At 48.8% G+C, this 17,201-nt stretch carries 15 protein-coding genes and 1 pseudogene; 3 read left to right on the top strand and 13 right to left on the bottom strand.

Going from position 1 to position 17,201, the window contains the following annotated elements:
• Positions 1 to 43 precede the first annotated feature (43 nt).
• Entirely contained in the window at positions 44 to 1,090 is a 1,047-nt protein-coding gene (gene argC / locus CYJ98_RS07370) for an N-acetyl-gamma-glutamyl-phosphate reductase (protein WP_101755993.1), read from the bottom strand.
• A 47-nt stretch (positions 1,091 to 1,137) separates the two neighbouring features.
• Entirely contained in the window at positions 1,138 to 1,323 is a 186-nt protein-coding gene (locus CYJ98_RS07365) for a hypothetical protein (RefSeq protein ID WP_143485308.1), read from the bottom strand.
• Positions 1,324 to 2,222: 899 nt separating this feature from the next.
• Here CYJ98_RS07365 and serB point away from each other — a divergent pair.
• The gene (serB, locus tag CYJ98_RS07360) at positions 2,223 to 3,053 is read left to right on the top strand and encodes a phosphoserine phosphatase SerB (RefSeq protein WP_079454243.1); all 831 of its coding nucleotides are present in this window, start codon (positions 2,223 to 2,225) and stop codon (positions 3,051 to 3,053) included.
• A gap of 70 nt (positions 3,054 to 3,123) precedes the next feature.
• Here the strand turns inward: serB and lpxH are convergent, their stop codons facing one another.
• The 6 genes from lpxH to rpsT form a co-directional block, all read right to left on the bottom strand.
• Positions 3,124 to 3,834, bottom strand: coding sequence for a UDP-2,3-diacylglucosamine diphosphatase (lpxH, locus tag CYJ98_RS07355; RefSeq protein WP_199903538.1), 711 nt, complete (start codon positions 3,832 to 3,834; stop codon positions 3,124 to 3,126).
• A 153-nt stretch (positions 3,835 to 3,987) separates the two neighbouring features.
• A complete protein-coding gene (locus CYJ98_RS07350; protein ID WP_101755991.1) occupies positions 3,988 to 5,373 on the bottom strand; it encodes a PIG-L deacetylase family protein in 1,386 nt (461 codons plus the stop codon).
• A gap of 239 nt (positions 5,374 to 5,612) precedes the next feature.
• Complete coding sequence (gene aspS / locus CYJ98_RS07345; protein ID WP_101755990.1) at positions 5,613 to 7,421, bottom strand: aspartate--tRNA ligase; 1,809 nt, start codon at positions 7,419 to 7,421, stop codon at positions 5,613 to 5,615.
• 65 nt (positions 7,422 to 7,486) lie between these two features.
• Positions 7,487 to 8,188 carry a DUF502 domain-containing protein gene (locus CYJ98_RS07340; protein ID WP_101756094.1) on the bottom strand — a complete coding sequence of 234 codons (702 nt, stop codon included), beginning with the start codon at positions 8,186 to 8,188 and terminating at the stop codon, positions 7,487 to 7,489.
• A gap of 152 nt (positions 8,189 to 8,340) precedes the next feature.
• A complete protein-coding gene (locus tag CYJ98_RS07335; RefSeq protein WP_101755989.1) occupies positions 8,341 to 9,480 on the bottom strand; it encodes a phospholipase A in 1,140 nt (379 codons plus the stop codon).
• A gap of 168 nt (positions 9,481 to 9,648) precedes the next feature.
• Entirely contained in the window at positions 9,649 to 9,912 is a 264-nt protein-coding gene (gene rpsT / locus CYJ98_RS07330; protein ID WP_002212556.1) for a 30S ribosomal protein S20, read from the bottom strand.
• Positions 9,913 to 10,220: 308 nt separating this feature from the next.
• Between rpsT and CYJ98_RS07325 the strand changes: the two genes are divergently transcribed.
• Positions 10,221 to 11,363 carry an extracellular solute-binding protein gene (locus CYJ98_RS07325; RefSeq protein ID WP_101755988.1) on the top strand — a complete coding sequence of 381 codons (1,143 nt, stop codon included), beginning with the start codon at positions 10,221 to 10,223 and terminating at the stop codon, positions 11,361 to 11,363.
• A 74-nt stretch (positions 11,364 to 11,437) separates the two neighbouring features.
• On the opposite strand, the pseudogene CYJ98_RS07320 reads toward CYJ98_RS07325, so the two are convergent.
• From CYJ98_RS07320 to CYJ98_RS07310, 3 genes and pseudogenes are all read right to left on the bottom strand, one after another.
• Positions 11,438 to 11,554 (bottom strand): annotated as a pseudogene (locus tag CYJ98_RS07320) (EamA family transporter); the annotation flags it as partial.
• A gap of 20 nt (positions 11,555 to 11,574) precedes the next feature.
• Positions 11,575 to 12,453, bottom strand: a complete 879-nt coding sequence (locus tag CYJ98_RS07315; RefSeq protein WP_101755986.1) for a hypothetical protein — start codon at positions 12,451 to 12,453, stop codon at positions 11,575 to 11,577.
• 161 nt (positions 12,454 to 12,614) lie between these two features.
• Positions 12,615 to 13,046 (bottom strand): EamA family transporter, encoded by a 432-nt coding sequence (locus CYJ98_RS07310; RefSeq protein WP_003680126.1) that lies wholly within the window; start codon positions 13,044 to 13,046, stop codon positions 12,615 to 12,617.
• Positions 13,047 to 13,224: 178 nt separating this feature from the next.
• On the opposite strand from CYJ98_RS07310, the gene CYJ98_RS07305 reads away from it, so the two are divergent.
• Positions 13,225 to 14,901 (top strand): formate--tetrahydrofolate ligase, encoded by a 1,677-nt coding sequence (locus CYJ98_RS07305; protein WP_101755984.1) that lies wholly within the window; start codon positions 13,225 to 13,227, stop codon positions 14,899 to 14,901.
• 65 nt (positions 14,902 to 14,966) lie between these two features.
• Here CYJ98_RS07305 and CYJ98_RS07300 read toward each other — a convergent pair whose 3' ends face one another.
• Entirely contained in the window at positions 14,967 to 15,896 is a 930-nt protein-coding gene (locus tag CYJ98_RS07300) for a glycosyltransferase family 2 protein (RefSeq protein ID WP_101755983.1), read from the bottom strand.
• Positions 15,897 to 16,024: 128 nt separating this feature from the next.
• Positions 16,025 to 17,089: a class II fructose-bisphosphate aldolase gene (gene fba, locus CYJ98_RS07295; protein WP_003686828.1), complete on the bottom strand. Its 1,065-nt coding sequence runs from the start codon at positions 17,087 to 17,089 to the stop codon at positions 16,025 to 16,027.
• Positions 17,090 to 17,201: the final 112 nt, after the last annotated feature.

Here is a 17,201-nt window from a genome sequence, read left to right as displayed (position 1 = left end):
AATCATTGTTTCAGACGGCCTTGTATTTTGAATAAGAATGGTATTAAGGCATTAATGGTGCATTAGTCAGGCCGGTGGTTTCGGGCAGGCCGAACATGATATTCATATTTTGCACGGCTTGACCGGCTGCGCCTTTAACCAAGTTGTCGATGACGGAAAGAACGATCCACACATCGTCTTGATCGGGCGCTCTTTGAGCGCTGATACGGCAAAGGTTGGCGCCGCGCACGCTGCGGGTTTCAGGTGTCGAACCTGAAGGCAAAATATCGACAAAAGGACTGTCGCGGTAGTATTCGCGCAGCAAAGCTTCAGGATCGGTATGTTCTTGCAGGTGCAGATATAGGGTGGCGTGCATACCGCGTATCATCGGAACAAGGTGTGGCACGAAAATCAGGCCGTCTGAAACATGGTCTTGCAGTCCGGACAGGGTTTGTCGGATTTCAGGCAGATGGCGGTGGCCGCCGACACCATAGGCTTTGAAGTTGTCGCCTGCTTCGCATAATAGGGCGTGGGTACTGGCTTTGCGGCCTGCACCGGAAACACCGGATTTACAGTCGGCAATCAGAGGCGCGTTGGCTTTCAGACGGCAAGCCTGAAGCAGCGGCAATAAGGGCAGGGAAACGCAGGTAGGGTAGCAGCCCGGATTGGCCACCAGCATGGCTTTGGCAATGTCGTCTTTGTGAAGTTCGCACAAACCGTACACCGCTTGGGAAACGAGTTGCGGCGCGGCATGGGTCATTTTGTACCATTTTTCCCATGTGGGGATGTCTCGAATGCGGAAGTCGGCAGACAGGTCAATCACGCGTACGCCTTTTTCTACAAGGGCTGGTGCTTCTTTCATGGCCACGCCGTTGGGCGTGGCAAAGAACACGAGGTCGCAACGGTCAAGCCCTGCATCTTCGGGCGTTTGGAATGCAAGGTCGTAAATGCCGCGCAGGCTGGGGAAGTAGTCGGCAACCGCAATATCGGCTTCGCTTCGGCTGGTGACGGCAGTAACCTCTGCGTTGGGGTGGCTGCTGAGCAGGCGCAACAATTCAACGCCTGTATAACCGGTTGCACCGACGATACCAATTTTAATTTTTGTGGTCATGGTGTGGCTCCTTTGTAGGGGTAACAATGCGTTTGATTATATAGTAATTAATTGCCGTCAGTCAGCGCTGCTTGTGCCAAGCTTTGCAATAGAGGGTTAAACAGGCCGTCTGAAATATGGCATGAATAATATTCGATAGCGGGTTTCAGACGGCCTGAGCGTTTGGAAAACGCAGTTTGCGGTTCGATTTGTCTGTTGATTTGTGGTGGGTGTTTCGTCTTTATCCTATCCATACGAACACAAAATAAAAATGTAAAAAAATGCCCCCGGGTTGGAGGACCGGAGGCAAGTATCCAAGGAATAGCTCTCATTAATAAGAACTAGTTACTTAGTACTATATCTTTTGTTAGGATTGAAAGCAAGCGTTTTGCACATTTTAACGGTTAAATAATTTTTTCATTCAAATTCAGTGAACTATCAGATAGGGATTGAATCTTGAGATGATGGTAATAGAGGGTAGGCTAAGGACAATTAAAACGGCAGGCATCAGTGATTGGGAGTAGCCATACTCTGAGCATTACTCTGATGTATGTGTACATTGCCATATTGATTGAGTCGGTCGGGGGGAAAAGCTGAAACCTTCTGACTAACCGAGTTGAGCTAAAGTGAGGCCTTCTTCAAACTGATTGATAAAATAGCTGAAAGGCATGAAATGCGTGCGCAGATAAGGAAGGGTTTGTTTTTAAATATAAATTTTCAAATCATTTATTTCATTCAATTTTGATATTGTTAAACCATCGGGCCAAAAAAAGGTTGCCATCGGAAGGGGAGCCGTTGGCAACGAATGGAGGTGGTAATGCAATGAAAGCTAGATATAAGGAGTAGCACCAAACTAGCTATAAGTAACTATATCGAAACTGTAAGAAAAATCAACAGAAGTTGCCTGTTACTGGCAAAAATTTTTAGTCGGCTTGCCTAAAATCAAATTTTTGAGTAATTGCTTGGTTAGTTGATGCAGGGATTGGTAGCTAGAGCTGAATTTGTTTACAGGCCGTCTGAAAATTGCCGGGGTTGTTCGGCTATAATGCTGTTTTGGTTTTTTTAAGGCCTTTGCAAAAATACGGTTTCGGGGTTTTAGGCTGAATGTGTACCCGATATGTTTGCAAAGGTTTTGGGGTATGAGGAGAATGAGATGAAGAAAGTTTTGGTGTTGCAACATAGGGATTTGGGCGCGTGCGACTGGTCGGCGTTTGGCGGTTTGGTGTCTGCGTCATCAGGGAAGTCGGTGTTGCGTGTGCCGGTTGATGATGATTTTGAATTGACGGACGAGATGCGTGCGGCGTTGATTGCGCAGCAGATAGATGGTGCGGTGTTGCCGGATGTGGCTTTTGCTGATTTGGGACTGATTGTCAGCGATATGGATTCGACGCTGATTACGATTGAGTGTGTAGATGAGATTGCGGCCGGTGTTGGGCTGAAGGATGAAGTGGCAGCGATTACGGAGCAGTCGATGCGCGGCGAGCTGGATTTTGAGCAGTCTTTGCGTAAGCGTGTGGCTTTGCTGGCCGGTTTGGACGAGCGCGTGTTGGAAGAGGTGTACGAGAATGTGTTGCAGCTGTCGCCGGGCGCGGAATTTTTGTTGGAAGCGTGCAAACGGAATGATGTGAAGTTTATGCTGGTGTCGGGCGGATTTACGTTTTTTACGGAACGCCTGCAACGGCGTTTGGGCTTGGATTTCCATTTTGCGAATGTGTTGGAAGTGGAAAACGGCAAGCTGACAGGCCGTCTGAAAGGGCGGATTATCGATGCGCAGGCTAAGACGGATTTATTGCGTGAATACCGTGAGCGTCTGGGTTTGGCTCCGTGGCAGGTGGTGGCGATGGGTGATGGTGCGAACGATATTCCGATGATACGGGAGGCGGGATTCGGCATTGCTTATCGGGCGAAACCGAAAACTGAAGCGAATGCGGATGCGTGCGTGCGCTTTGGTGGTTTGGAGCGGATACGCGGTTGGTTTGCGTAAACTGTTTGAGAATATTTGTCAGTCAGGTCGTCTGAACAATCGGGAAACCGGTTTCAGACGGCCTGATGTTTTATAAGGCGATAAAACGGTAGCCTTCGGCATCGACTTCGAGAATGGAGGCGTAATTGTTGCGCCAGTCGCCAAGTACGATGCGGGTGTAATCGGCGTTGCGATGGATGTTTTCGCGGTGGGTATGGCCGTGGATGAGCAGGGGAGTGTGGAAGCGTTGGACGGTTTCGTGGGTAAAGGTTGGATTAACGTCCATGATGTCGGCGGTTTTGTGTTGCTTGTCCTGTTTGCTCTGCTTGCGGATTTTGGTGGCGATGTTCAGCCGGAGTGTGAGTGGCAGGAGCAGGAACAGGCGTTGCAGCCATTTTTGATGGACGGTACGGCGGAATTTTTGATAAGAATGGTCGTCGGTGCAAAGGGTGTCGCCGTGACAGAGTAGGGTGGGTGTGCCGAATAGGTCGATCACGGCGTACTCGGGCAGTAAGGTCATGCCGGTATCGCGGGTGAAGGTTTTGCCGATGAGGAAGTCGCGGTTGCCATGGATAAAATAGCAGGCGACGCCGCGCTCGGTCAGGCTGCGGATGGTTTGCTTGATGGTTTGCACCAAAGGGCTGTTTTCGTCATCGCCGATCCAAAAATCGAAAAGGTCGCCAAGAATGTATACGGCTTGGGCATGAACGGCTTTTTCTTGCATAAATTTCTGGAAGAGTGCGGTCAGTTGAGGATAGGATTCGCTCAGGTGCAAATCGGCGATGAAGTAAATCGGCATGATGATGTGGGACGTATGGGAAGGGTTTTATTATAACTTGGGTTGCCGCGTTTGGATTTGGGCTTGGTGTTTTTCGTTTGTAATGCGGTGATTTTATTGTTTTGATTTGGTGTGATAAAGGCCGTCTGAAACATCTTTTCAGACGGCCTTTGTGGTTTATTGGGCTTTGCCCTGATAAGTGATTTGTTTCAGTGTATCTTCTTGGTACAAGTCGCTGATGGGGACGGTATAGAAGAATTCGTTGCTACGAACAAAGCGGTTGACCAAGTCTTTGTCGAGATGGAGGATGTGGTGCCGCAGTTTGTTTAGGCCTTTGAATATCATGGTGCTCCAACGCATATAGCCGTCTGAATTGGGGCGGATGTCGTTCATGGCATCAAGGGCGAGGAGTTTGCGGTTTTGCTCTTCTTTATCTAAAGGATGGGAATAGATGCTTTGGAAGTAAAACGGTTGCTCGGTGGATGGCGGCAGGCTGAGGGAGGAACCTACTTTGCCGATAGGGAAGTCGTCGCTCAGATAATGTATGGTGTGTAAAAACAGATTGCCACGGCGGTAATCGATTTTGCGTAGGGCTTCGATGGCGGCCAGCGCAGTATGTTGGTGGTCGGGATGCGCATCAATATTTGGGGACGGCGACACGATAATATCCGGCTGGAACGTTTCTATCAGATAGCCAAGGTTGTCCACCAAGCTGTTCCAAGTTGAGCCGGGCTTGAAGTGTTTCGCCAATGGGGAGGTATTGGCACGACGGAAAATATCGACGTCGGTTGTATCGATTTTGGTCGATTTAATCTCTGTTTCCGGATTTTGGCGCATGGCGGTCAAAGTGCTGTCGAAGTAGCCCAGTTGCAGGATGTTTTCAGACGGCACACCGGCCAAAAGGGGAACGGTCAGGCTGTTCCAAACGCGCATTCGGCCTTTTTGCAGATATTGTGCCTGAGTATCGCAGTCGCATGTGCTGTAAAGATTGCCATAGTGAAAGCTGCCGCCTTCGCTGGCGGTTAAGGTGCAGATCATTGAATTGGCCGCGTGTTTTTCGTACAAACCGTATGCGCTGAGTTCGGCATCGTCGGCATGAGGCGCGAGGACAAGGATTTTTTTCCCATCTAGGTTTTCACGTGGGTAAACAGAGAGTTCGATTTCTTGATCGGACAAGGTTAGGTATTTGCCTTCCAAGCGGATGGTTTTGTCGCTGTCGGAGAAGGTGTCGCTCAGATTGATATAGCGCACGCCTTTTGCGCCATATTCGAAATATTGCTTCCATTTGCCTTTGGATGAAATGGTTTCAACAAAAGGCAATACCAGCAATCCTGCCCAAGTGGATTTGATACGGATTTTGGCAATGACGGTATCTTGCCCGCTGATAGTGGCAGGTAAAGTCAGGCTGCCACCCTTGAGGGTAGCATGCGCGGTAGAGGGGAGGGAGGGATAGTTATAGTCTTGGTGTGTGTTATAGGCAAACTGTTTTTTATGAATAATTGAAGTAATAATAAACAACAAAACAAAAAAAGTCAGTATCAGCCCCGTCAGTATCAGAAACATTGTTGGGTTCCTTTATTGTTGTAACAGTCATGATATTGCTTGTGGAGCCTATTTGTTTGTTTTTCTTACAAACGGTTGTTTTTTATACTCTAACGTCATTGAAGTGAACATTTAAAATAAAACAGTTTATTAGTTGATTATATATAAACGACTAAAATACAGAAAGGCCGTCTGAAAAGTTTGAAAGAAATTTCAAAAATTTCAGACGGCCTTGATATTTTAAAGGTTAAGCCGATAAATTACGCTTCTTTTGTTTCAACTGCTTTCTGACGCAGACGCAGGCTCAACTCGCGCAGCTGTTTGTCGTCGACCACATTAGGTGCATTGGTCAGCAGACATTGTGCACGTTGTGTTTTCGGGAAGGCAATCACGTCGCGGATAGATTCGGCACCGGTCATCAGGGTAACCAGACGGTCGAGGCCGAATGCAAGGCCGCCGTGAGGAGGCGCACCGAATTTCAGATTGTCCAAGAGGAAGCCGAATTTCTCTTGTTGCTCTTCAGGGCTGATTTTCAGCGCGGCAAACACTTTCTCTTGTACGTCTGCACGGTGGATACGGATAGAGCCGCCGCCGATTTCCCAGCCGTTCAATACCATGTCGTAGGCACGAGCCAGGCAGTTTGCAGGGTCGGAAACCATCAGGTCTTCATGACCTTCTTTAGGCGCGGTAAACGGATGGTGTACGGCAACGTAGCGGTCGGCTTCTTCGTCGTATTCGAACATTGGGAAATCGACAACCCACAAAGGTTTCCATTCGTCTACGAAGTAGCCGTTGTCTTTGCCGTGTTCCAAGCCAACTTTGATACGCAGTGCGCCGATGGCTTCGTTCACGACTTTGGCTTTGTCTGCGCCAAAGAAGATGATGTCGCCGTTTTGCGCGCCGGTACGCGCGATGATTTCTTTCAGGGCGTTTTCAGACAGGAATTTCACAATTGGAGATTGTAGGCCGCTGTCTTCGCCGTTGGAGAGGTTGCTCACATCGTTTACTTTGATGTATGCCAGACCTTTCGCGCCGTAGATGCCGACAAATTTAGTGTATTCATCGATTTCTTTGCGGCTGAATTTCGCACCGTTAGGTACACGCAGAGCGACTACGCGGCCGCCTTTCATGTCGGCTGCGCCACGGAAGACTTTGAATTCTTCCGTTTTCATCAGGTCGGTCAACTCGGTGAATTTCAAGTTGATGCGCATATCCGGTTTGTCAGAGCCGTAGTAGAACATGGCTTCAGAGTAAGGCATGCGTGGGAAGTCGCCCAAATCTACGTTTAAAGCATCTTTGAAGACTTGTTTGGCCATGCCTTCGGAGATGTCCATGATTTCATCCTCGTTCAGGAACGAGGTTTCCAAGTCGATTTGAGTGAATTCAGGTTGGCGGTCGGCACGCAAGTCTTCGTCACGGAAACATTTGGTGATTTGGTAGTAACGGTCGAAACCGGCAACCATCAACAGTTGTTTGAATAATTGCGGAGATTGCGGCAGAGCGAAGAATTCGCCCGGATGAACGCGGCTTGGTACGAGGTAGTCGCGCGCGCCTTCCGGAGTGGAACGGGTCAGCATCGGCGTTTCGATGTCGATGAAGCCTTGTGCGTCCAAGTAGCGGCGAACGCCCATGGCCACTTGGTAACGCAGGCGCAGGTTGCGTTGCATGGCAGGACGGCGCAAGTCGATAACGCGGTTGGTCAGGCGAACGTTTTCGCTGATGTTTTCATCGTCGATTTGGAACGGAGGCGTAGCGGCAGCGTTCAAGACTTCGATTTCTTTGGCAAGGATTTCGATTTTGCCGGAAATCATTTTGTCGTTGGTTGTACCTTCAGGACGATTGCGTACGCGGCCGGTAATGCTCAAAACGTATTCGTTGCGGGAAGAGTCGGCAGCGGCAAATGCTTCCGGAGTGTCAGGGTCGATAACGACTTGAACGATGCCTTCGCGGTCGCGCAGGTCGATAAAAATTACACCGCCGTGGTCACGTCGGCGGTGTACCCAGCCTTTGACGGTAACGGTTTGGTCTAAGTATTGCTCGCTGATAAGGCCGCAATAGTTGGTACGCATAAAATCACCTTTTTATATTGTTCAATTTGAAAAGAAGGAAAGGCCGTCTGAAAAAAAAGAAGACCTTAATTGTTGTGTTCGGTATCACCGTCTTTAGACGGTTTTTGGGCAGGTAGGGCTTTAACCGGTAAGTCGTCCGGCATGACCATGCCCAGTGAAATCACATATTTCAATGCCTGATCCACACTCATGTCCAGCTCGCGCACATCGCTTTTTTTCACCATGATGTAATAGCCGCCGGTCGGGTTGGGTGTGGTTGGTACGTAAACGGAAATATAGTCGTCATCTTGCGGCAGGCTGCCTTTGAGTTTAGCAGGGATATGGCCGGAAACAAAGGCTATCGTCCAAATGCCCGGTTGCGGAAAGGGAACCAGTACGGGGGTTTTGAACGAGCGGCTGCTGTCGGAGAGCAGGGATTCGGAAACTTTTTTAACGCTGGAGTAGATGGATTTGACGACGGGAATGCGTCCCAAAAGGCTGTCCCACGCGCCTAGAATCCGTCTGCCCAATACGTTGGCGGCAAATACGCCGGTAACGAACAAGACGACTGTGGCGGCAACAATGCCCAAACCGGGTATGTTGAATCCCCAGAAATGCTGGGGCTGCCAGCTTTCCGGCAATAGGCTGATCAGTCTGTCGGCGGCGGATATGATGTAGGTCATCGCCCAGATGGTTACAGCAATCGGCAACCAAACCAGTACGCCTGTAATCAGGTATTTCTTTAAAGCCTTGGCGATTTTTCCGCTTTCGGCTGCGGCTTCTGTCATCTTTGTTTCATTCCGGCAAGTTTTGCCCAAACTTTGCATTATACGCGTTTGGACGCTAGGAAACGAGTATTTTAAACGAATGGCTTGTTTTGTTTTATTGTTTCAGACGGCCGCCTTGATTGCAAAGGCCGTCTGAAACAATATGGGGTCATTTAGATGCCGTCCCAGTCGTTGAACATCAGGCCGAAGCCGATGCCGTTTTGTTTGTGGTTGTAGTCAATCAAGCTTTCGCCGTAGCCGTGGAAGCCGCGGACAACGCCTTTGAGTTTGCCTTTGATGGGGAAAGTATAGGCCGCTTCAACGGCGCCACGTCCACTTTTCGGATTGTAACGCAGGACGGAATAAACATTTTGTTTGTCATTGAGGCGGTATTGGACTTTTAAGTCGCCATAACCCATGTATTTGTTGATGTCCGGATTGTCATCGTCGTCTCCTTTTTGGTCGAAGGCACGCATCCAAACTCTAGGAATAACGGTCAGCTTGCCCCATTCCATGCCTGCCATGGCGTAAACCCGGTTCCATGAGCGTGATTCGGGGCGGCTTTGACCGTTGGACTGGTGAACAAAACCTGCGCCAACCATACGCAGTTTGCCGCCAAAAGGCAGGTCTGCTTTAACGGGTTGGGTAATGAAGATTTCGGGCTCGTAGTCGGTGTTGCGGAACGGAGCGGATTTGCGGCCTTGGTTGAAGATTTGCCAGTCGGATTTTTGGGTGTAGCCAAACCATACGTCGGCACGGGTTTTGAATAAATCTTCGGCAATCTTGCTTTTGAAGGAAACCTGCATTTTAGTTTCGAGACGTTTTTGCTCGCTGAATTTTTCCTGTGTGGTTACGCCGCGGCTGGGGGATTCCGGGTAATAGTTGGGGCTGCTGTTGTACCAAACGGGCATGAGGTACATAGGGTTGTGCTCGCGTACGCTCAACAGGCCGCGTGTGTCGTTTTTATCCAAATCGTACATCAGGCTTAAAGGTGTGTAGCTGTCGGCAGTTTCGCTTAATACGTCGTCTGAAATATTCGGATGGGTAGGGTTGTCGAATACGATGGCCGCTTCTTTTTTCTCGATGCTCTTGCGGACGCTTTGTTCGAGGTCAACTGGTGTTTTGGCGGTTTCGGTTTGCGCTTGCGGCAGTGGGGATTGAGGGGGGAGTTGCGCCGAGTAGATGTTGTCGTAACACGCCAAACGGGTGGCGTTGTCTTGAATGGTGGTGCAGTGTAGGGCGGTATCGGCGGCGGCCAGCTGGGCTGCGGCAATGAATCCGATACTTAGGGAATGTTTCAACATCTTGTTCATGAGAGTTTCCGTTGTTTTTCAGACGGCCTGATGAAAGGGTAAATGGTTTTGTTTAGTCGGTTTGGACGGTGAATACGGCAATGCCCCTGAAAGGGAAGACCTCAGGGGCATCGTATCAGCTCGATTATCCTGCTTTAGTTGTCAGGATTTCCGGCATCTGCGTCAGTATTAAGCCAAAGCTTTTACTTTAGCAGACAGACGGCTTTTGTGACGGGCTGCTTTGTTTTTATGGAATACGCCTTTGTCAGCGATACGGTCGATGACTTTAACGGATTCTTGGTAAACTGCTTGAGCAGCAGCTTTGTCGCCGGCTTCAACTGCTTTCAACACTTTTTTCACAGCGGTACGGAATGCAGTACGCAGGCTGGCGTTGTGGGCGCGTTGTTTAACCGACTGGCGGGCACGTTTGCGGGCTTGTGCGCTGTTTGCCATATTGAATATCTCCTGAAAAATAAATTCTGTAAACGCGCAATTTTAAAGACAGATTTCCTTATATGCAAGCTTTTTCTCTATAAACGCGCGCAAATCAGCCGTATTTTGCCCAAAAACGACAGCCGGTGCAACGCTTTTGGTAAAAAGATGGTGTTGCTTTGCCTTATTTCAATAAAAATCAGATGGATATTGCTTTGCGTTTGCTTACGTTTCCATTACAATAGCCTAACTCTGCGCCGGGGTGTTTATGGGGTGCAGGGTTTCTTATTTATTAACATTAACCACTCTTTCATCAGGAATCTGCCCGTATGAAAAAATCTGTATTAGCCGTATTGGCCGCATTGTCTTTGGCCGCGTGCGGCGGTGGCGAGAAAAAAGCCGAGCAACCTCAAGCAGGCAGCGCGCCTGCTGCCAATGCCGAGGCAGCCGCTACCGATACTTTGAATATCTACAACTGGTCAAACTACGTTGACGAAAGTACAGTCGAAGACTTCAAAAAAGCCAACAATTTGAAGCTGACTTACGATTTGTATGAAAACAACGAAACGCTGGAAGCCAAAATGCTGACCGGCAAATCCGGCTATGACTTGGTTGTGCCCGGTATTGCCTTCCTGCCACGTCAAATTGAGGCAGGTGCATACCAAAAAATCAATAAGGATCTGATTCCGAACTATAAAAACATCGACCCTGAATTGCTGAAGATGTTGGAAACCGCCGATCCGGGCAACCAATACGCCGTCCCATATTTCTCAGGCGTGAATACGATTGCGATTACGGCGAAGGGCAAGGAGCTTTTGGGCGGAAAATTGCCTGAAAACGGCTGGGATTTGCTGTTTAAACCTGAATACACCAACAAGCTGAAATCTTGCGGCATCGCTTTGTGGGATACACCGAGCGAAATGTTCCCAATCTTGTTGAACTACTTGGGTAAAGATCCTAAAGGCTCGAATCCTGAAGATTTGAAAGCGGCGGCGGAAGTGTTGAAGTCTATCCGTCCTGATGTAAAACGTTTCAGCCCTTCCATCATTGACGAACTGGCGCGCGGCGATATCTGCTTGGCGGCAGGTAACGGCGGCGACTTGAACTTGGCCAAAGCGCGTTCTGAAGAAGTGAAAAACAATGTCGGCGTCGAAGTATTGACGCCGAAAGGTATGGGCTTCTGGATTGAATCTTGGTTGATTCCGGCCGATGCGAAAAACATCGTTAATGCCCACAAATACATCAACTACACGCTTGATCCCGAAGTGGCCGCGAAAAACGGTATCGCCGTAACCTTTGCACCGGCCAGCAAACCTGCACGCGAAAAAATGCCTGCCGAGCTGGTGAACACACGTTCTATTTTCCCAAACGAGCAAGACATGAAAGACGGTTTCGTTATGCCTCAAATGAGCGCAGATGCGAAAAAACTGTCTGTCAACTTGTGGCAAAAAATCAAAGTCGGTTCAAATTAATTTTGAGCTGATTGTTTGAAGCAAAGCAAAGGCCGTCTGAAATTTTTCAGACGGCCTTTTTGATCTTCCAATCTTTATCGTTTCAAAGCCAAAGTCAATACGCCTGCGGTTACCAAGCCTAAACCTATCCATTCCTGCATACTTGGGCGTTCGTCTAAGAAAACGACGGCCATCAGGGCGACTAAAATTAGATGGATAAGATATCATGGCATTAGAAGTCATCAAGGGACAATTTGTGAAGCAAACAATCCACATGACCGCAGGGTTTGAAGCCTAAATGCTCCAATACCTCCTTATTTACGTCATCACTATGGTTTTTCTCTGCTACTTTGTAGTAATACGCTAAAAGGGCATTGGTCATCCGATTTTTGAATTCCCTTTGGAATGTTGCCATCAATTTATTTAAGGCTTGATTGTCCATGCCTGGAAATGACAAGCCTTTTTGCGTGCTGCGACGTTTGAACGTTTCTACGGATTTACGCTCTGTATCGTTCAATACATTATTCAGCCATTGGGTATATTGCTCCATCAAATAATTGATGTAGCCATGAATCTCTTCCTCGGTAGAATAATCAAATACGTGCACACCACTATTTTCTTTGCGTTCTAATAGTACAGAATGCCAAGAAACCTGAGGCCACAAGGCTTCGCATTTTATTTTGAAACGCTCGGGATCGTGCTCCAAGACATCGAAATTTAGCCATTTACGAAAACGGATAACACCTGCTTCACCATATATTTCTACAAAGCCGACAGGTAGCTCGAAATCACGGAAAGGTTGGTGTAAGCCTTCACAAGCTTTATTGATATGATAGCTTGGGGCTTTGGGTTTGGTGGCACGGCGAAAGTTATCTGCCGGTGTGTAAATTTTCAGCCACTTTTGATGAATCATTTGGGCAAATAAAGCGTGGCCCGGTTCCAGCAATAAGATTTTGCATAGGAATAAACGGGTTGCCTCCAAATCGCTGAACCAATCAATTTTTTTGTGCGGATACAGCAATTCCTCGCAATTTTCCATCATCAAGCCTTTGCCAACTGTTTCGGGATTAGCGTGAATGCGCTTGAAATTGTACTTTGTGATGAATGCCATAATTTGCTCCCATAAATCATTGGGAACATTATGGCGTGAATGCTTTTTGCATTCCTTAAATACAAATTTGTGAGAAAAATGTTACCTGAAAAAGTATGGGTAATTTTGGGGCTATCAAAATATAGGTTACCCTGATTGTGAGGTATTTGTATTTTGAATCTTTATCGTTTCAAAGCCAAAGTCAACACACCTGCCGTTACCAAGCCTAAGCCTATCCACTCCTGCGTGCTTGGGCGTTCGTCTAAGAAAACGACGGCCATCAGGGCGACCAAGACCAGGCTGAATTTGTCGACGGGTGCGACTTGTGAGGCGTTGCCCAGTTGCAGGGCTTTGAAGTAGGCAAGCCAAGATGCGCCGGTAGCGAGGCCGGATAGGATGAGGAATGTCCAGTTGCGGCCGGTAAAGCCGTTCACGCCCTGCCATTTGCCGGTGTAGGTTAAAAACAATACCAAAGCGGCGAGGATGACCAAGGTGCGGATAAAGGTGGCGAAATCCGAATCTATGCCCTGTAAACCCATTTTGGCGAAGATGGCGGTCAATGAGGCGAAGCCTGCCGATGCCAATGCCCAAAACAGCCATGCGTTACTGCTCATATTTTATTCCTTTGTTTCAAATTGTTGACAATATGAATCCGCTTGTTGATGAAATATCGAAATTTTCACTGCGGTTTGTCTTTGGAAAACGCTATAATAGAACTAATATTCTTTTTCTTCCAGCCGTCTTTATTATATTGTTTCAGACGGCCTTTCCCTCTCTCAATAAAGGAAAATCATGAGCTTCAAAACCGATGCTGAAATTGCCCAGTCTTCCACCATGCGCCCGATTGGTGAAATTGCCGCCAAGCTGGGTTTGAACGTTGACAACATCGAGCCCTATGGTCATTACAAAGCCAAAATCAATCCTGCCGAAGCATTCAAGCTGCCGCAAAAACAAGGCCGTCTGATTTTGGTTACCGCCATTAATCCGACTCCTGCGGGTGAGGGTAAAACCACTGTAACCATCGGTTTGGCGGATGCATTGCGCCATATCGGCAAAGACTCGGTTATCGCCCTGCGCGAGCCTTCTTTGGGTCCGGTGTTTGGTGTTAAAGGCGGCGCGGCAGGTGGTGGCTATGCCCAAGTGTTGCCGATGGAAGACATCAACCTGCACTTTACCGGCGACTTCCACGCCATTGGTGCGGCGAATAACTTGCTCGCTGCCATGCTTGATAACCATATCTACCAAGGCAACGAGTTGAACATCGATCCGAAACGTGTGCTGTGGCGTCGCGTGGTCGATATGAACGACCGTCAGTTGCGCAACATCATCGACGGCATGGGTAAACCTGTTGACGGCGTGATGCGTCCTGACGGTTTTGATATTACCGTTGCCTCCGAAGTGATGGCGGTATTCTGTCTTGCTAAAGACATCAGCGATTTGAAAGAGCGTTTGGGCAATATCCTTGTCGCTTACGCTAAAGACGGCAGCCCTGTTTACGCCAAAGATTTGAAAGCGAATGGCGCGATGGCGGCATTGCTCAAAGATGCGATTAAGCCTAACTTGGTACAAACCATCGAAGGCACGCCGGCCTTTGTACACGGCGGCCCGTTCGCCAACATCGCCCACGGTTGTAACTCTGTAACGGCCACCCGTTTGGCGAAACACCTTGCCGATTATGCTGTAACCGAAGCAGGCTTCGGCGCGGATTTGGGCGCGGAAAAATTCTGCGACATCAAATGCCGCCTTGCCAGTTTGAAACCCGACGCAGCCGTCGTCGTCGCCACCGTCCGCGCCTTGAAATACAACGGCGGCGTGGAGCGTGCCAACCTCGGAGAAGAAAACCTCGAAGCGTTGGCAAAAGGCCTGCCTAATCTGCTGAAACACATTTCCAACCTGAAAAACGTATTTGGCCTGCCTGTGGTGGTTGCCATCAACCGCTTCGTATCCGACTCCGATGCAGAATTGGCCATGATTGAAAAAGCCTGTGCGGAACACGGAGTTGAAGTTTCTCTGACCGAAGTATGGGGCAAAGGCGGCGCGGGTGGTGCAGACTTGGCGCACAAAGTCGTCAACGCCATCGAAAACCAACCGAATAACTTCAAGTTTGCCTACGATGTCGAGTTGAGCATCAAAGACAAAATCCGTGCGATTGCCCAAAAAGTGTATGGTGCGGAAGATGTTGATTTCAGCGCGGAAGCGTCTGCCGAAATCACTTCACTGGAAAAGCTGGGCTTGGACAAAATGCCGGTCTGCATGGCGAAAACCCAATATTCTTTGAGCGACAACGCCAAACTGTTGGGCTGCCCTGAAGGCTTCCGCATTACCGTGCGTGGCATTACCGTTTCTTCCGGTGCGGGCTTCATCGTTGCGTTGTGCGGCAATATGATGAAGATGCCGGGTCTGCCGAAAGTTCCGGCTGCCGAGAAAATCGATGTGGACGCAGACGGCGTGATCCACGGCTTGTTCTGATTTAGATTGATTTTGAAATAGACAAAGGCCGTCTGAAACTTAGGTTTCAGACGGCCTTTTATGATTTAAGTGAATTTCAACCGGCTTTTTAAGAAATTGAAGAAATTGTCTATCATGTCGAACATCGTATTGCGGTCTTCGCCAAACAATGAAATGCTGCGGTCTTTGCTGATTCTGTCATAGGCGGCAAAAATGGTTTTCAGCTCTTCAGTGGTCAAGCGCAGTTGCTTTTCGTACAAGATGCGGCTTAAGAGCGTTACTTCCGTCGCGTTCAAATCAGGGAAGAGATGACTGATCCACAACTCCATGGTGTATTGGACGGATCTGTTGATTTTGTCTCTTTTTTTGCTTTCTTGAGTTGTGTGTATCCTGTATGACAGCAAAGGCTCGGGCAGGTTGGCAAAGGTTTTGCCATGTAGGGCGCATTGCACCCACATATGGAAATCGGGCGCGGTCTCTGTCGCAGTGTAGTTTATCCCGAGGTTTTTAATGCTGTCGTGCCGCCACATGGTGGTGGGGTTGAACATGTTTTGGGCGGCAAAGGAGAGAAAGGCTTTGATGTCTTTGTCGAGCAGGGGGAGGTCGCTTAAAACGGGTTCTCTTCCGGTTTGGTCATCAAAAAAGATGGTGGCTTGGCTGCCGACAATATCGATTTCGGGATGGCTGTCTAAAAACTGAATCTGTTTTTCAAAACGATCCAAGGCGCAAATATCGTCCGCGTCCATTCGTGCCACATATTCGACCTCTACGTCTTTGAGCATATCCATGGCAAATTGGCAGGCAAACGGCTCGCCCTTGTTTTCCGGAAGGTGGAAAACCTGCAAACGTGAATCTTTAGCTGCGTAAGCTTCGAGGATTTCGCCGGTTTTATCTGTTGAAGCATCATTGATGGCGATGACGAAAAAGTCGCGGAATGTTTGATTCAATACCGAATCCAAGCATTCGGGCAAATAAGCTTCGGCGCAATAGGCCGGCAAAATAACGGCGAGTTTCATGTTTGCTTTCGATGTGTTTTGATGTGTGGTCGGTGGAAGATTTTACTATAAATTTCCCAAAAGCTAAGGCCGTCTGAAACCTTATTGCCAAGTTTTCAGACGGCCTTAGTGTGAATCCGATATACGGATTATTTAACGATTTGGTTCAATTCGCCTTTTGCGTATTTGGTTGCCATTTTTTCCAAAGAAATCGGTTTGATTTTGTCGGCTTGGCCTTCGCAACCGAATGCGAGGTAGCGGTCAAGACAGATTTGTTTCATGGCTTCGACGGTTTTGCTCAAGTATTTGCGCGGGTCGAATTCGGATGGGTTTTCTGCCATGAAGCGGCGGATGGCACCGGTAGAGGCGAGGCGCAAGTCGGTATCGATGTTGACTTTGCGGACACCGTGTTTGATGCCTTCGACGATTTCTTCTACGGGTACGCCGTAGGTTTCACCGATTTTGCCGCCGTGTTCGTTGATGACTTTCAGCCATTCTTGCGGAACGGAGCTGGAGCCGTGCATCACGATGTGGGTGTTCGGCAGAGCTTGGTGGATTTCTTTGATGCGGTCGATACGCAATACATCGCCTGTGGGCGGACGGGTGAATTTGTATGCGCCGTGGCTGGTACCGACGGCAATCGCCAGTGCGTCAACGCCGGTATCTTTAACGAAACGTACGGCATCTTCAACGCTGGTCAGCATTTGGTCGTGGGAAAGTTTGCCCACTGCGCCTACGCCGTCCTCTTCGCCGGCTTCGCCGGTTTCGAGGTTGCCCAATACGCCGATTTCACCTTCAACAGACACGCCGCAAGCGTGGGAGAAGTTAACGACGGTACGGGTGGCGTTGACGTTGTATTCGTAAGAAGAAGGGGTTTTGCCGTCTTCCATCAGCGAGCCGTCCATCATCACGGAGGAGAAGCCTAGTTGGATGGAGCGTTGGCACACATCAGGAGATGCGCCGTGGTCTTGGTGCATTACGACAGGGATATGCGGGAATTCTTCGACTGCGGCCAAAATCAGATGGCGCAGGAATGGGGCACCTGCGTATTTGCGTGCGCCTGCGGATGCTTGAACGATAACGGGGGCGTTGACTTGGTCGGCCGCCTCCATGATGGCGCGCATCTGTTCGAGGTTGTTAACGTTGAATGCGGGCAGACCGTAGCTGTTTTCGGCAGCATGGTCCAACAGTTGGCGCATGGATACGAGTGCCATGAGAAGCTCCTGAAGTAGTGAAGGGTAAATTTATCCGATAAATTATAATGTTTTTTGAAATGAAAAACTACAAGCTGCTACATTGTTTTTATATATTAACGAACAGGGTCTC

This window comes from Neisseria perflava (assembly GCF_002863305.2).
GTDB lineage: Bacteria > Pseudomonadota > Gammaproteobacteria > Burkholderiales > Neisseriaceae > Neisseria > Neisseria perflava_A.
The sequence above is the reverse complement of the archived record's forward strand: the minus strand, read 5'-3'. Positions and strand labels throughout refer to the sequence as shown.

Bases quoted from the DNA above. Each gene is read 5' to 3' on its own strand.
- argC (WP_101755993.1), bottom strand. From the start codon at position 1,090: ATGACCACAAAAATTAAAATTGGTATCGTCGGTGCAACCGGTTATACA.
- CYJ98_RS07365 (WP_143485308.1), bottom strand. From the start codon at position 1,323: ATGGATAGGATAAAGACGAAACACCCACCACAAATCAACAGACAAATC.
- serB (WP_079454243.1), top strand. From the start codon at position 2,223: ATGAAGAAAGTTTTGGTGTTGCAACATAGGGATTTGGGCGCGTGCGAC.
- CYJ98_RS07350 (WP_101755991.1), bottom strand. From the start codon at position 5,373: ATGTTTCTGATACTGACGGGGCTGATACTGACTTTTTTTGTTTTGTTG.
- aspS (WP_101755990.1), bottom strand. From the start codon at position 7,421: ATGCGTACCAACTATTGCGGCCTTATCAGCGAGCAATACTTAGACCAA.
- CYJ98_RS07340 (WP_101756094.1), bottom strand. From the start codon at position 8,188: ATGACAGAAGCCGCAGCCGAAAGCGGAAAAATCGCCAAGGCTTTAAAG.
- CYJ98_RS07335 (WP_101755989.1), bottom strand. From the start codon at position 9,480: ATGAACAAGATGTTGAAACATTCCCTAAGTATCGGATTCATTGCCGCA.
- rpsT (WP_002212556.1), bottom strand. From the start codon at position 9,912: ATGGCAAACAGCGCACAAGCCCGCAAACGTGCCCGCCAGTCGGTTAAA.
- CYJ98_RS07325 (WP_101755988.1), top strand. From the start codon at position 10,221: ATGAAAAAATCTGTATTAGCCGTATTGGCCGCATTGTCTTTGGCCGCG.
- CYJ98_RS07315 (WP_101755986.1), bottom strand. From the start codon at position 12,453: ATGGCATTCATCACAAAGTACAATTTCAAGCGCATTCACGCTAATCCC.
- CYJ98_RS07310 (WP_003680126.1), bottom strand. From the start codon at position 13,046: ATGAGCAGTAACGCATGGCTGTTTTGGGCATTGGCATCGGCAGGCTTC.
- CYJ98_RS07305 (WP_101755984.1), top strand. From the start codon at position 13,225: ATGAGCTTCAAAACCGATGCTGAAATTGCCCAGTCTTCCACCATGCGC.
- CYJ98_RS07300 (WP_101755983.1), bottom strand. From the start codon at position 15,896: ATGAAACTCGCCGTTATTTTGCCGGCCTATTGCGCCGAAGCTTATTTG.
- fba (WP_003686828.1), bottom strand. From the start codon at position 17,089: ATGGCACTCGTATCCATGCGCCAACTGTTGGACCATGCTGCCGAAAAC.